The sequence below is a fragment of the Paenarthrobacter sp. TRD_SC_7 genome, assembly GCF_056156245.1.
Genome location: NZ_CM149587.1, coordinates 1700965 through 1712845, shown reverse-complemented (window position 1 = coordinate 1712845; position 11881 = coordinate 1700965). Strand labels below are relative to the sequence as shown.

Annotated in this window: 17 protein-coding genes and 1 tRNA gene; 10 read left to right on the top strand and 8 right to left on the bottom strand. The window is 58.6% G+C overall.

The window, feature by feature from the left end:
• Positions 1-77: 77 nt before the first annotated feature.
• Together AC0J5Z_RS08325 and AC0J5Z_RS08320 are read left to right on the top strand one after the other, a co-directional pair.
• The gene (locus tag AC0J5Z_RS08325; RefSeq protein ID WP_017200188.1) at positions 78-299 is read left to right on the top strand and encodes a hypothetical protein; all 222 of its coding nucleotides are present in this window, start codon (positions 78-80) and stop codon (positions 297-299) included.
• A gap of 37 nt (positions 300-336) precedes the next feature.
• Positions 337-1095, top strand: a complete 759-nt coding sequence (locus AC0J5Z_RS08320) for a potassium channel family protein (protein WP_475038659.1) — start codon at positions 337-339, stop codon at positions 1093-1095.
• Between the two features lie 353 nt (positions 1096-1448).
• Here the strand turns inward: AC0J5Z_RS08320 and AC0J5Z_RS08315 are convergent.
• Both AC0J5Z_RS08315 and AC0J5Z_RS08310 read right to left on the bottom strand, forming a co-directional pair.
• Positions 1449-1530: transfer RNA gene (locus AC0J5Z_RS08315), tRNA-Tyr, on the bottom strand.
• A gap of 127 nt (positions 1531-1657) precedes the next feature.
• The gene (locus AC0J5Z_RS08310) at positions 1658-1924 is read right to left on the bottom strand and encodes a hypothetical protein (protein ID WP_475038658.1); all 267 of its coding nucleotides are present in this window, start codon (positions 1922-1924) and stop codon (positions 1658-1660) included.
• Between the two features lie 182 nt (positions 1925-2106).
• Between AC0J5Z_RS08310 and AC0J5Z_RS08305 the strand changes: the two genes are divergently transcribed.
• Complete coding sequence (locus AC0J5Z_RS08305; RefSeq protein ID WP_017200185.1) at positions 2107-2598, top strand: YajQ family cyclic di-GMP-binding protein; 492 nt, start codon at positions 2107-2109, stop codon at positions 2596-2598.
• 19 nt (positions 2599-2617) lie between these two features.
• Here the strand turns inward: AC0J5Z_RS08305 and AC0J5Z_RS08300 are convergent, their stop codons facing one another.
• Both AC0J5Z_RS08300 and AC0J5Z_RS08295 read right to left on the bottom strand, forming a co-directional pair.
• The gene (locus tag AC0J5Z_RS08300; RefSeq protein ID WP_475038657.1) at positions 2618-3607 is read right to left on the bottom strand and encodes a tyrosine-type recombinase/integrase; all 990 of its coding nucleotides are present in this window, start codon (positions 3605-3607) and stop codon (positions 2618-2620) included.
• Between the two features lie 106 nt (positions 3608-3713).
• The gene (locus AC0J5Z_RS08295; protein WP_475038656.1) at positions 3714-4340 is read right to left on the bottom strand and encodes a helix-turn-helix domain-containing protein; all 627 of its coding nucleotides are present in this window, start codon (positions 4338-4340) and stop codon (positions 3714-3716) included.
• Between the two features lie 104 nt (positions 4341-4444).
• Here AC0J5Z_RS08295 and AC0J5Z_RS08290 point away from each other — a divergent pair, with 104 nt between their 5' ends.
• The 5 genes from AC0J5Z_RS08290 to AC0J5Z_RS08270 all read left to right on the top strand — a co-directional run bounded on the left by AC0J5Z_RS08290 (position 4445) and on the right by AC0J5Z_RS08270 (position 6986).
• The gene (locus AC0J5Z_RS08290) at positions 4445-4639 is read left to right on the top strand and encodes a helix-turn-helix transcriptional regulator (RefSeq protein ID WP_475038655.1); all 195 of its coding nucleotides are present in this window, start codon (positions 4445-4447) and stop codon (positions 4637-4639) included.
• A gap of 150 nt (positions 4640-4789) precedes the next feature.
• Positions 4790-5056, top strand: coding sequence for a hypothetical protein (locus AC0J5Z_RS08285; RefSeq protein WP_475038654.1), 267 nt, complete (start codon positions 4790-4792; stop codon positions 5054-5056).
• 107 nt (positions 5057-5163) lie between these two features.
• Positions 5164-5376 carry a hypothetical protein gene (locus AC0J5Z_RS08280; protein WP_475038653.1) on the top strand — a complete coding sequence of 71 codons (213 nt, stop codon included), beginning with the start codon at positions 5164-5166 and terminating at the stop codon, positions 5374-5376.
• Between the two features lie 158 nt (positions 5377-5534).
• Positions 5535-6056, top strand: coding sequence for a hypothetical protein (locus tag AC0J5Z_RS08275; protein WP_475038652.1), 522 nt, complete (start codon positions 5535-5537; stop codon positions 6054-6056).
• A 663-nt stretch (positions 6057-6719) separates the two neighbouring features.
• Positions 6720-6986, top strand: a complete 267-nt coding sequence (locus AC0J5Z_RS08270; protein ID WP_475038651.1) for an HNH endonuclease — start codon at positions 6720-6722, stop codon at positions 6984-6986.
• 16 nt (positions 6987-7002) lie between these two features.
• Here AC0J5Z_RS08270 and AC0J5Z_RS08265 read toward each other — a convergent pair whose 3' ends face one another.
• The 4 genes from AC0J5Z_RS08265 to AC0J5Z_RS08250 form a co-directional block, all read right to left on the bottom strand.
• Positions 7003-7257, bottom strand: a complete 255-nt coding sequence (locus AC0J5Z_RS08265; protein ID WP_475038650.1) for a hypothetical protein — start codon at positions 7255-7257, stop codon at positions 7003-7005.
• Positions 7258-7366: 109 nt separating this feature from the next.
• Positions 7367-8143: a S1 family peptidase gene (locus tag AC0J5Z_RS08260; protein WP_475038649.1), complete on the bottom strand. Its 777-nt coding sequence runs from the start codon at positions 8141-8143 to the stop codon at positions 7367-7369.
• A 58-nt stretch (positions 8144-8201) separates the two neighbouring features.
• Complete coding sequence (locus AC0J5Z_RS08255; protein ID WP_475038648.1) at positions 8202-9425, bottom strand: hypothetical protein; 1224 nt, start codon at positions 9423-9425, stop codon at positions 8202-8204.
• Positions 9385-9675, bottom strand: coding sequence for a hypothetical protein (locus AC0J5Z_RS08250; RefSeq protein ID WP_475038647.1), 291 nt, complete (start codon positions 9673-9675; stop codon positions 9385-9387). The genes AC0J5Z_RS08255 and AC0J5Z_RS08250 overlap by 41 nt, the downstream gene beginning before the upstream one ends.
• A 98-nt stretch (positions 9676-9773) precedes the next feature.
• Between AC0J5Z_RS08250 and AC0J5Z_RS08245 the strand changes: the two genes are divergently transcribed.
• A complete protein-coding gene (locus AC0J5Z_RS08245; RefSeq protein WP_475038646.1) occupies positions 9774-10376 on the top strand; it encodes a hypothetical protein in 603 nt (200 codons plus the stop codon).
• Entirely contained in the window at positions 10373-11800 is a 1428-nt protein-coding gene (locus tag AC0J5Z_RS08240) for an alpha/beta hydrolase (protein WP_475038645.1), read from the top strand. Before AC0J5Z_RS08245 ends, AC0J5Z_RS08240 begins: the two co-directional genes overlap by 4 nt.
• Positions 11801-11881 lie beyond the last annotated feature (81 nt).

Here is an 11881-nt window from a genome sequence, read left to right as displayed (position 1 = left end):
ACGTTTACCGCCGGTTCATGAAAGACGTGCACAATATCTGAAACTCATATTGATCGAATACATAAGGGGGACCCCTTTTGAGCACGCTGCAAACCGCCAGGCCGCAAGGCGACGTTTGGCCGGAACTCTCCCGCCACCAAGACGTGGTCCTCCAAGATGCCCGCGGCAACCGCATCGAGGGAACCATCGATGGCATGACCAATGATCGCAGCACGCTATGGATCCAGCTCAAGGGTGGCTTGGGCCGCCAGCTGATTCACCACCTGGATGGCTATTGGCTGGAGACGCCGGCCGCCTGATCCTGTTGAGTACTTCCGCGGTGGCTAGTATTCCCGTATGACTCAAGCGCGATACAGGGACCTCGTTGAATGGCCCCTCATGGCCACGGCACTGATTTTCCTCACGGCTTACGCGTGGCAGGTCATAGGTCGCATCAGCGGCGCCGAGGCAATACCTTTCGAGGTTGTTCTCTGGATCACGTGGGGAATCTTCGCTTTGGATTACTTCGTCAACCTCTGGCTTGCCGAAGACCGGATGCGGTGGTTCCTGTGGAACCTGCACGAACTCCTCATCGTTGTACTCCCGTTCTTCCGGCCACTCCGGTTGCTGCGGCTGGTCACGTTGCTCTCCGTCCTGCAACGCACCGTCGGTGAAACCCTGCGCGGACGCGTCGCCACGTACGTTGCAGGCGCGGCTGCGATGCTGATCCTCATCGGAGCACTGGCGGTGCTGGATGTCGAACAGAACGCCCCGGACGCCAAGATCCTCACCTTCGGGGATGCCGCGTGGTGGGCCATTACCACCATCACCACCGTGGGCTACGGCGACCTCTACCCCGTAACCCCCATCGGCAGGATCGTCGCTGCAGCCCTCATGATGAGCGGCATCGCGGTCCTGGGTATTGTCACAGCCTCCATCGCTTCCTGGCTGCTCCAACGAATCGAGGAGAACGCCGAGGGTGTAGCGGCGGCAGCGGAAGCCAAGGCCACCGCGGCCGAGGAACCCGTCCGCGCCGAGATGGCCGATCTGGTGACGGAGATCGCGGCCCTGCGGCTGGAGATCGCGGAACTCCGGCAAGCCACCGAGCGCCGCTGACATATGCCGGAACTTTGGTGGCCCGCCCCGCAACGGCCTGTCAGGCGACCCCCGGTCTGGATGGCCGTACGCTCACCACTGACTTTGAAGACTCACTGGACGTGACACGCCGTGGCTTGCGGCGTGCCTCCCGGCTTCCCGGTTCAAAGTGGGTGATAGCCGCACACCCCTGGATTCGTCCTGACCCGCTGGCGACACCCACATTCGCCAGGGACCCGGATCCCTGCTGGCGACACGCGGAATCTAGTGTCGCCGCCGCATTTGCGCGGCACGAACGGATATGAGTGTCCTCAGGCGGCGCGCGGGCACACAAAAAATCCCCGGAACCAGTGGTTCCGGGGATTTTCCTTGGGTGGCAGATGAGGGATTCGAACCCCCGTAGGCGTTGCCAGCTGATTTACAGTCAGCCCCCTTTGGCCGCTCGGGTAATCTGCCGAACTTCAAAAGAAGATCACTTCCGGAGACCGTTTCTTTCGATCCGGTAACCGAAGGCAGAGATAACCTTACAGAAGTTTCTGCGAAGAATCTAATCGGGGCCGGACGCCCGGGATTTCGCGGTATTTCAGGCTTCCCCGAGGATCCTGCCGGCCAGTTTCGCTTCGAACTTTTCGGCCTGCTCGGGAGTGATCTGGTTGAGCTGTACGGCACGAAGCAAATCGGCGTGCACGCCGTCCATCCGGGAAGCGGCGTCGGGAACAGGGCTGAGGACGATCGACGCTGCCACCGCCGCGGCCGCCACGGCACTCGCTGCGGCAACTGCAGCAGTGCCAATAGAGCCGGCTGCTGCAGAGGCGGATTTGCTGATGGACTGGGCGGCCTTGCTGCTCATACTGATCCTCCGTGGATGCGTTCTTCCAACTGGTACAACTCTCAACCAGCAGCCTCTGTTCCAACCCTGCGTGTGCTGTGAGCGAACTGTGAAAGTCGTCCACCGTCCCAAGTGGCGCCTTCCGTACTAGGCTGGATGCCAGACCAACCCGCCCTCACAGGGCCCCCAACCTAAGGAGAGTCATGGCAGGCGAATCCACATTCGACGTCGTTAGCAAGGTAGACAAGCAAGAGGTCGCCAACGCGCTGAACCAGTCCCAGAAGGAAATCGCGCAGCGATACGACTTCAAAGGTGTCGGCGCTGAGATTGACTTCAGTGGCGAGAAGATCCTCATGAAGGCCAACTCCGAGGACCGTGTCCTGGCTGTCCTGGATGTCTTCCAGTCCAAGCTCATCAAGCGCGGCATCTCGCTGAAGTCCTTGGACCAGGGCGAGCCTTTCCCCTCGGGCAAGGAGTTCCGCCTTGAGTGCACCATCAAGGAGGGCATCGCCCAGGATATCGCCAAGAAGATCAACAAGATCATCCGCGACGAAGCCCCGAAGTCCGTGAAGTCCCAGATCCAGGGCGACGAACTCCGCGTGACCTCCAAGTCCCGTGATGACCTGCAGGAGACGATGAACATCCTCAAGAAGTTCGAAGAGGCCGATCTCCAGTTCGTGAACTTCCGCAGCTAGTCCGCATCTGACCGCGTGATTACTGGGCGCTTGCTCCGGTAGTCCGCACAGAGTCCGCAGAATCTCCGAGGACCGCAGCGATCAGCCTTGATCCTGCGGTCCTCGTTTTGTCTTCAGCAGTCGGCCACAAGTGGGAATAGGTATTCAGCGTGATCGACGGCGCCGCGTGCCCGAGAGCCCGCTGCACGGTCACAACGTCACAGCCGTCAGCAATAAGCCCTGACGCGTAGAAGTGCCGCAAGTCGTGAAGTGTGAACGCGCCTATGCCGGATGCCTCTCGAACTTGCTTCCAGCGGTCGGCGGCGGAGTTGCGATTGAAGTACGCCCCTCCGTACCCGAATAGCCACTGCTCCTTGCCGATGACGCCGACTTTCTGAACATGCTGCGCAAGGTCCTGGATCAGCTCTTCCGCCACGTAAACGACCCGCTCTGAGCCGTGCTTCGGCGGGACAACTTCGGCTTCCGCTTTAGTGCTCCCCTGGATCTGTCGGGAGACGCTTATCGTCCGGCGCAGGAAGTCCACATCCCCTAGCTGCAAGCCGGCTGCCTCGCCCAGGCGCAGACCCGCGAAAGCACACACAGAAATGAACGGGGCAAACCAATCCGGAGCGACCTTCAACGCACTCCCGAGCTGCTCAGGCGTCGGAATGGTCATCGCCGCTTCCCGACGACGCTCACGGGGCAGCTTCGCCCCCACACAAGGATTCTCTGCGATCACCTTGTCCGTAACCGCGGCACGGAAAGCAGAGCTCACGATGTTGTAGTAAACCTTCACGGTGGCCGGCGCCAGCCTGGCAGACAAGCCCTTGACCCAAGCCTGGACCTGCGACGGAAGAATTGACCGGATCGGGGAATCTCGGAACGTCGCCGCAGCCAACGCTTGCTCAGCCTTCGACTTTGTACCAGTGGCCCAAACCTGCGCGGCCGCCCACTGCTCAAACCACTGAGCAAAGGTGATCTTCCCGGCCTTCGGATCCACATATCGTCCAGTGACAACCGAGGCTGTCACCTCATCGAGCCAACGCTGAGCCTCTATCTTTCGTTGGAAGTGCCGAGCGTGCTCTCTTCCAGCGCCATCCCTGTATCGGGCTCGCCCGGAGCCATTGTCACGCTTCTTAATGCTCGCCATTGCGACTCCGGTCCAAAATATTCATGAACTTCATGTGAGAGATAAGGGAGCGTTGGTAAGCGGCGTGAGAATCGAATCCCGCAGCGACCGCCTCGTCCAAGTGGTGCTTATCCAACTGACTCATGGAGTCGAATCCGAGGTCATGCATCTCCTGCCAGCTACTCTCACGGGCATTCTCATCAGCTTTGAATTTTGCATCCTCAATGACTGACTCGGGTAGTTGCTGCAACCAATCCTCTATGAGCTCAACGTCTAAGTCTTCGCCCAAAAGTGCAGCAGAATCAGCCTTGAGAGCGAGACCATTTTGAGCCTTAAGGAAAGCGAGTGTTGCATCCCCGAGTGCCTGGTAGGTTCCACCTACCTTGTCCAGGGCGATTGAGACATTCAGGCGCACATCTGAATACGTCATTCGCTCGACTCTGACGGCGAGAATCTCTGCCAAGTCCTCGGCCTCCGCTAGGCGCAAAGGACGTTCTCCCTTTTCAACGTTCCATACAGTTGCCTGCGCCCACTTCCAACCCTTTTCGCGCATGCGATCTGCTACCCACTGCTGTGACCGATCACCTCGCAATCGCACGATGTTTTGACCGATCTGCTCATCTCTTGTCGCCATGATTCACACCCTACAAGAATCCATAGTTGACGACAACAAGGAACAATGATCATAATGGAATCAGATGAGGAGTCACAAGGGTTCCTTATAAAGGGAGGTTCAACATGACATTTGCTATCGCCACCCTGCTCACGCTGGGAGAGACCGCGGCCCGCCTGCGGAAGACGGAGTCTCAATTGCGGTGGATGATTCACAACGGCACTGCGCCCCCTTCCGCCAAAATTGGTGGCCGGCGATTATTTCGCGAGGCAGATATCAACAGCTACATCAACCAAGCATTCGAGCAAAGCGCCGCTTAGCGTCGGCTAACCCTAGGGAGTTAGCTAGCTTTCACAGTTGTCAGCCCACCAAGCTGACAGAGATCCCCCGCGCTGTTCTCTGGGGAGGGAACACAACGGGACGCACCACCAAACCACCACCACACCACATGAACTAAACAAAGGCCTCTAATGAACAGCACCGTAGACACCGCACCAACCGTCCGCCGCATGACGCAGGAGCAAGCCACCAAGCTTGCCGCTTTCATAGTGACCATTCGCTCCGAATGGTCAGCGGCACCAATCCGCGGACTCCTACAGGCCCACACCTACGGGTACGGCGGCGTGAAGGAAATCAGCATCGAGGAACTAACGCGCCGCACCGTCGCCGCAGCGTTCAACTCGACACAGGAACAACTCACCGAACTGCCGGGAGAACCGCCAAAGTCAACGGCCTAGCGCGTGAGGATCTGGCCCCCGGCATAAGCCGGGGGCCAGATCCTCACACTCAGCGCACCGCTCACTAGCTGCCCAGTCCCCACGTTCCGAAAGAAGAGCGATTCAAGATGCGGAAACCCCCGTCGCAGCCCTCTACACTCCAGCTCATTGCCATGGACCTACTGATTGCGGCCCGGAAGGATCCCCAAACCCGCCCGCACACCTTCCAGCACCACATCAGTAACGCCCGTCGAGCGGGACTCACCACGCCTGAAATCGCGGCCGGATTGGGGCGCCCTGTCAGTTTCGTGGAGCGCATCCTCGCGGACGGCGGCGCGTAGTGGCACGAGATAGGGCGAACATCAACACTTCGATCCACACAGATCAGGACTGGCGGGATCTTTCGATCGCGGAGCAGCACCTGTACTGGCTCCTCTCTACGCATCCAGATCTGAACTACGTCGGGGTCGTGGACTGGCGAACGGCGCGCCTTTCAGCGATGGCATCCGACGCAACCCGTGAAGGCATCCAAGCGACTGCCGAAGCTCTTCAGGCGAAGCGATTCGTCTTCATTGACGAAGGCACAGAGGAAATCCTTATCCGCTCCTTCATGCGTCACGACGGGCTTCTCAAGCAGCCGAAGCTATCTATCTCGATGGTCAACGCCTACGGCTCCGTTGCCTCTAAGAGGATCCGCGAAATCGTGACCTATGAGCTGCAGAGGCTCCGCTCTGAGTTCCCCGAATGGGCAGCGTTTAGGCAAGAGAAAGTCATGGCCCTGGTCAAGGGCAAGGGTACGGATATGGCCGACTTTAGCCAAGCAGTTACCCCCACCCTTAGCCCTGCGTTTACCCTAAACGCCGGTCAGGCCGACCCCCTGCCTACTACTACAGCTACTACTACAGCTACATCTTCTTACGAAGATAAAAAGATAGACCCGCCAAAAAGGAAAACATCCTGCCCAGAAAACTTCCCCGTCACAGAAGCCATGGCAGCCTGGGCCAAAGACAACGCTGATTGAGGTAGTCAGCAGCCCGTCAGTTTCGGCGTTCACGGCCGAGTTCGATTGGGCAAGCAGCACTACTCCGCCTAGTTCAGCCGGAGGAAGTGTCGAGATCCCACATGAGGCTACGGAAGTCCTGGAGGAAACCTCCAAGCTATTGAAGGCGCCCAGCCCTCGCGTGCAGCAGTCGATCACGGGCCCGATCGTTGAGGTGCGCCATGTTCCTGATAGCAGATTTGGAGAAGTTGCTATCCAGACCATTAGGAACGGGCGCCCGGCCGAAATCCGTGTTCGTATTCGGGAGCGCGAAGTGTCCGACTGCTTAGATTGGATGCGATCAGCACGAACGGTTCTAGCGGAGGGCAAGATCCACCGGCTTCCAGGGAGGCCGCTCCTAATCGAGGAACCGCTTCGTCTTATTCCAGTGGATCAAACCTACTTGCACCCCTAGCATCCCCACTTGAAAGCCTGCAGTCCAGCGTCACGGACACCGCCGCTTGTCGTGACGACGCCGGCCGGAGTAGGCGCTCAATTGGGAGCGGCAACACGAAGGCGCATTAGTGGCGGCAAAGCAGCGCTTCGAATCCGCACTACTCCACTGATCGAAACGCATGCCGACCAACCATCGAGGACCGCGGCCTAGCAAAGTAGATCACCACACCAAGCAGGAGGTCAGTATTCATGAGCTCCCCACGAGATGGACGCGGACACCGCGCATACCGACGCAAACAAGCAGCACTCAAACGCCGCGGCGAAGACTGCACATGGTGCGGCAAACCCATCGACTACACACTGCCCAAGACAGACGCCATGTCCTTCACAGCAGACCACCCCGAAGCAGTGAACAACGGCGGACACCTGTACAAACAGGACCTCAAAGCAATGCACCGTAGCTGCAACTCAAAGAAGAGCGACAGTGCCCTTCCCGTCATCAGACCAGCAGGCTAGACCCGGGGGTAGGCCCCTAGGTCCCCTCTCCCTGCCCACCCTCCGGGCTCATACCCCACTCGATGGCGTCATGCACCTGAGTTTGGAGTCGGGCTTCGTGGTGTTCATCGGTGGTGTCGATGATTTCCGAATCCCCAGGTTCTACAGGTACGACCTCCGTCGTTGATTCAATCCCTAGACTGTCTCCCTTCTCCTTCAAAAGAGAATCGAGATGGTCCTTCGAGTCCTTCTCAGCAGCGAACAGGCGATCATGCACGGGGTCACTAGTCATTCCACGATGCTAGCCCAGTTGGTCTAGGTGTTCGCGTGGCTGCGGCTAGCTAATTAGGTGGCCAGTGGCGCATCTTCCGTCATCAATGTTGAGCACTGGCCTGCCGGTCTTAGACCTCGTCTTCAACCCTGGTTGTTGGATCGTCGCCGGTTACGGGGTCCTTCAGCACCCAGCCTCTCGCCGTAGGGTTTGGAGTAGTCAGATGCAGCCACTGAATGACATCGGACAACATCAGAGCGACGCCGTAGGCGAGAACGCGTCTGGACTCCTGCCTGTATCTCGTGCCATCGCTCAAGACGTCGTCGATTGAGTCAGTTATGGCATATGTCTCAGCATTCGCCGTCACGAGTCCCGTAATCATTGGCTGAGCCCCCGGTCTAAAGATTGGCCCCCCGCTCAGGCCTCCCGGGGCGGGTATGCTCAGTTCCCCTGCAAAGTACTTGAATCCGTCATGACTTTCGTATGGGAAAAATCGCTGATAGTGACCGGCAAAAAACCGGGGCGTAGGTACCGCCGCTGCGTTGAACGCTGGCCCCTCTGATGGGTAACCAAAAGCATGAAACTCTTCGCCCAGCGAATAGTTTGCGACTCCATCCCAAAAGGCCGTCTCCGGATATCCGCTCGTGGTCCTGAAAGCATATTGCTCCCCGCAAATTAGGAGCGCCACGTCCGCGCTGGGGTGGCGGTGGATTTCTTGCACCAGCATCTCCCGCTGTCCATATGGAAAATGCACGATGACTGTAGACACTGACTCCGGTACGCAATGCGCGGCAGTGAGTACAACGTTGTCCTCACGAAAAAGGAAACAGGACCCGGAAAAGGAGAACTCACCTTTGTCATCCTTGAGGAAAACCAGGCCCGTGGCATGTAGCGGATTGAAGGTCATGCCTGCGACTCTAGCTGACCAATGAACGACATCCCCCACGTTTCGACTGTGCCTGATGTCATGCTAGCGAATCAACTTCGGAGCAAAGCACGGGCACTCCATCTGCGAAAGTCGTTTCGGCATCAATACGCACCGCCATCCGCTCAAGCCATGAGCCTGATTCGGTGGGGAACACTTGTCCTTGGAAATTGCATTCATAGAATGACAGACTCCTGGGCGCCGTTTTCTCATCGAAGAACGTTCCACCTTTGAAGGTGCAGTTATAGAAGGTTATGGAGAACTCTCGGCTGCGAACATATGGCACTCTGAAGTCGGCGCCCTCGAAATCACATTCGCGGAACTCAATCGAGCCTACTGCAGGGTGCTCGTCCCTCAGCCCCACCGACACCTGGCCACCGCTAAAACGGCTCTTGTAGAAGTAGAGCTGCGCACGGTCTAGGTCCATCGATCCAAGGTCGAGCGTGCCTCGTACGATCTCTAGGTGCTTAAAGTAGCCATGCTCTTCGCCGGGGGTCAGGTCTCGAAAATCGACATAGGCTCCATCGATATACAGGTCTGACAAAACGTCCATGAAACCAGGGTTCTTCATGTCAATCTTGACGGCCCAGTAATCCCGCGGCTGGAGGTTCCGAGCCAAGTGGGCGAATACCCTAGTGGCAACCGCTGACCTCACAGGGGCTATCTGGAATCCCTTCTGCTCTGTATGCTGCGCTGCGATCATCGGGTAAGCGCATAGTAGATCAATGCAATTCTGACGTTCCCTGAAGTTGCCCGCGTCATGCCATTCGGCCGCGAGTGCCTCCAGAGCATGCGCACCAGCGATTGCCAGAGAAGCATTCGCGCTGCCCAGGTGTTCCGCCGCTTTGCTGAACCGTTCGCGCATCCCTTTGGTCAGGTCATTACCATGATGTTTCGCGGTGAGATGCAAAGCCTGTGCAGCTGTCCTTTGAGCCTCGGCGGATATGCGGTGGGTCAACTCAGCCGTTCGTTGCTTCCTGTAGGAGAAGAAGAGGGTAATTCCGACACCTAGCGCTGCTGCTACAGTCACGGCATTCCGTATGACTCCAAACAAGGCGTCGGAATTCAGCGGCGGGCCCGCTTCCCAAAAGAACCAATTGCCTGTTTGGTAAGCAGTGAATGCCCACATGAGACCGCCCACCACGAGAACCGAGAACATGAATCCAAGAGCGAACACGGCCCATAGCCACATCGTCTTCTTCTCTTTGGGCTCTTGGGCGGAATCAGATGGAAGAGCCGTTTGGGTGTGTGCCACCGTGCTCATGCGCTTTCCCCCGTCGCTTCGTTCTCATTGAGTTTCCCCGCAGCGATTCGTTCGTTGACTTGTCGGTAGGCGTCCTGGATGAAGTCTTCAAGGTCTTGCCGGCCGATACGCCAGACGTTGCGCCACCGATTTGGATTCCCTTCAGTTGTCCCGTCTTGAGCATGGCGCGGATCTGCACCTCACTGGTTGCGAGTTCCTCCGCGACCTGCTCAATCGTCAGGAATCGGCGCTTATTGATTTCGTCGGGCATTTATCCATCCTAAAGTCCTGTAGCTGTGGAGTCCGTTGGTGCGCTTCCATGGGTTATGCTAATCGTTGGATTTATTGTTCGCTTTATGGGGGACGGGCATGAGTTTTACCTTTGATGACAGCGCTGCCGTCGGGATCGTCTTTGATGATGGCGCTGCCGACGCTGTGATCAGTGCTGCTGATTCAGCGGATCAGGTTCTGCGTGGCGAGGGTGGGTTCCTGGACGGGACCATGGATCATGCCGTGGAGGACTTCAAAGGCGGATACGCGCAGCTATTCACCCAGGCTTGTGCCATCAGGGCTGATGACCGCGCCAGGCTTGCCGGGGTTCTCGCAGCGTTGGCTGAGGACGTCCGGCAAGCAAAGCTCAAAGCGCAGGAGGAGAAGTCCCGGCTAAAGAAACTCACCGCCTGGCGGCAACGCGCCGATGCCCGTGAACAACACTTTCAGACTTTCCAGAGCGTGGCGAGCGATCCGATGCCCATGGAATGGCCGGTCGCGCCACCAACGATTTCAGCGGTGTTTTCCGCACGCGACCGGGCCCGGTTCGCCGGTGATCGGGAGGCGGAACTAGCTCGGCGGACCCTGGAAAGCTGCGCGGGTTCGTGTCCCAGTCCCGCGCCTCCGCGAACACCCTGGACGCGGAGCTGGGGAGAATCCGGAACGCGTGGAGCGGATTCACAGCAGCGTGTTCATGGGTGAACAGCGGCAGTGTCACGTTCGTGTCCGGCTTCGAGCAACTGCTGACTGAGAACGCCGCTGACGCGACTTGGCTTGAGCAGATCGCCGCGGCATTCGAAACAGCCGGCAGCGGTTCCATGGCCGACACTATGCTCAACAGCGCCCTCATACAGCACGCATCACCCGGGCAAGTGAGTTTGAACGACATCGGGGCCCTGAACGCCGATCAACTAAAAGCCTGGCTCGCCGCCCCTGCGAACAAAGACCGACTTCAGGGGCTCCTCAGCCAACCAGGGCTGGACTCCGTCGTGACAGCCAAGTGGTGGGCCGGGCTCGGCCACACAATCGTCAACGGGGCAATTGAACCCGGCATCAGTCAGTTGCTCCTGATCGAAGCCCTCCCCGGGGTCATCGGGAACCTGAACGGCGTCACCGCGACCGCCCGGAACCTCGCCAACCGCAAACGCCTCATCACCGAGCAGGACCGCATCAACGCCGAACTCGCCAAAACGCCTCAACTCCTGCCCGCCAGCCAAGGCATGTCCATTACCAACCCGGCTTGGACACTGCTGCAAACCCAACAAAAAGCACTGGACGGCATCACCGACGCACTGAGGAACGCGGGCGGAACCAAAGCTGTCCTGCTGGGTTTCGATCTGACCCACGGCTCACCGAAGGCGCAGGTCTCTGCGGGTAACCCCGACACAGCTGACAACGTTACCTACGCTGTGTCCGGCATGCTCATCACCCCTCAAAGCGGCTTCAATGACTGGGCGAAAAACGCCGCGAACCTCCAGCGGCACCAGCAGCTGCTTTCCGAGAACGAGACCTTCGCGGTGGTGGCGTGGATCAACTATGAACCGCCCACTGTTCCGACCGTGAACAGCGGCGATGCCGCCCGGGCCGGCGCCGACCGGTTCGTCGCAGACCTTCAGGGGTTCAACGCCGTCAGAGAGGGTTTGGGTAACAGGACCCCGGAGACCCTGCACGTACTGGCCCATTCATACGGCACCACCGTGACGTCCAACGCCCTTGCCGCCGCGAAATTGAACGTCGCTTCCTTCACGATGCTCGGCTCCGCCGGAATAGAAAAAGAGATCCAGAACACCGGAGAACTTCACGTGCCCGCCGGGCAGGTCTACACCACCGAAGCCGCAGGCGACGGACTAGCTGATCTGGGTCGTTTCCACCGCCAGGACCCGCGCATGGAATCCTTCGACGCGAAAGTGTTCTCTTCAGAAGAGGTCACGATCGACGGGACCCAGTATCAAGGCACCACAGAACACAACACGCTGGTACACAAAGATGCCCGCGATGGCTACGGATACCTCGATCAGGACACCATGGCCCTGCATGAAGCTGCCCTAACAACAACCGGCAACGGAGACCAGATCCTGCCAGGCGCACGACCCCTATCGCCGCCGGCGGGATTTGCTGGCCGTTGAACAACTCAGGAAGAGTGAGCCATATGCCCCATGAACCCAAAGCCCGTCTAAAGACCAGCCGCATACTCGCCGCGTTAGTCT

Coding starts and splice junctions, on each gene's coding strand:
- AC0J5Z_RS08290 (WP_475038655.1), top strand. CDS start 4,445: ATGACATTTGCTATCGCCACCCTGCTCACGCTGGGAGAGACCGCGGCC.
- AC0J5Z_RS08275 (WP_475038652.1), top strand. CDS start 5,535: ATGGCATCCGACGCAACCCGTGAAGGCATCCAAGCGACTGCCGAAGCT.
- AC0J5Z_RS08270 (WP_475038651.1), top strand. CDS start 6,720: ATGAGCTCCCCACGAGATGGACGCGGACACCGCGCATACCGACGCAAA.
- AC0J5Z_RS08250 (WP_475038647.1), bottom strand. CDS start 9,675: ATGCCCGACGAAATCAATAAGCGCCGATTCCTGACGATTGAGCAGGTC.
- AC0J5Z_RS08310 (WP_475038658.1), bottom strand. CDS start 1,924: ATGAGCAGCAAGGCCGCCCAGTCCATCAGCAAATCCGCCTCTGCAGCA.
- AC0J5Z_RS08285 (WP_475038654.1), top strand. CDS start 4,790: ATGAACAGCACCGTAGACACCGCACCAACCGTCCGCCGCATGACGCAG.
- AC0J5Z_RS08255 (WP_475038648.1), bottom strand. CDS start 9,425: ATGAGCACGGTGGCACACACCCAAACGGCTCTTCCATCTGATTCCGCC.
- AC0J5Z_RS08280 (WP_475038653.1), top strand. CDS start 5,164: ATGCGGAAACCCCCGTCGCAGCCCTCTACACTCCAGCTCATTGCCATG.
- AC0J5Z_RS08260 (WP_475038649.1), bottom strand. CDS start 8,143: ATGACCTTCAATCCGCTACATGCCACGGGCCTGGTTTTCCTCAAGGAT.
- AC0J5Z_RS08320 (WP_475038659.1), top strand. CDS start 337: ATGACTCAAGCGCGATACAGGGACCTCGTTGAATGGCCCCTCATGGCC.
- AC0J5Z_RS08295 (WP_475038656.1), bottom strand. CDS start 4,340: ATGGCGACAAGAGATGAGCAGATCGGTCAAAACATCGTGCGATTGCGA.
- AC0J5Z_RS08305 (WP_017200185.1), top strand. CDS start 2,107: ATGGCAGGCGAATCCACATTCGACGTCGTTAGCAAGGTAGACAAGCAA.
- AC0J5Z_RS08265 (WP_475038650.1), bottom strand. CDS start 7,257: ATGACTAGTGACCCCGTGCATGATCGCCTGTTCGCTGCTGAGAAGGAC.
- AC0J5Z_RS08245 (WP_475038646.1), top strand. CDS start 9,774: ATGAGTTTTACCTTTGATGACAGCGCTGCCGTCGGGATCGTCTTTGAT.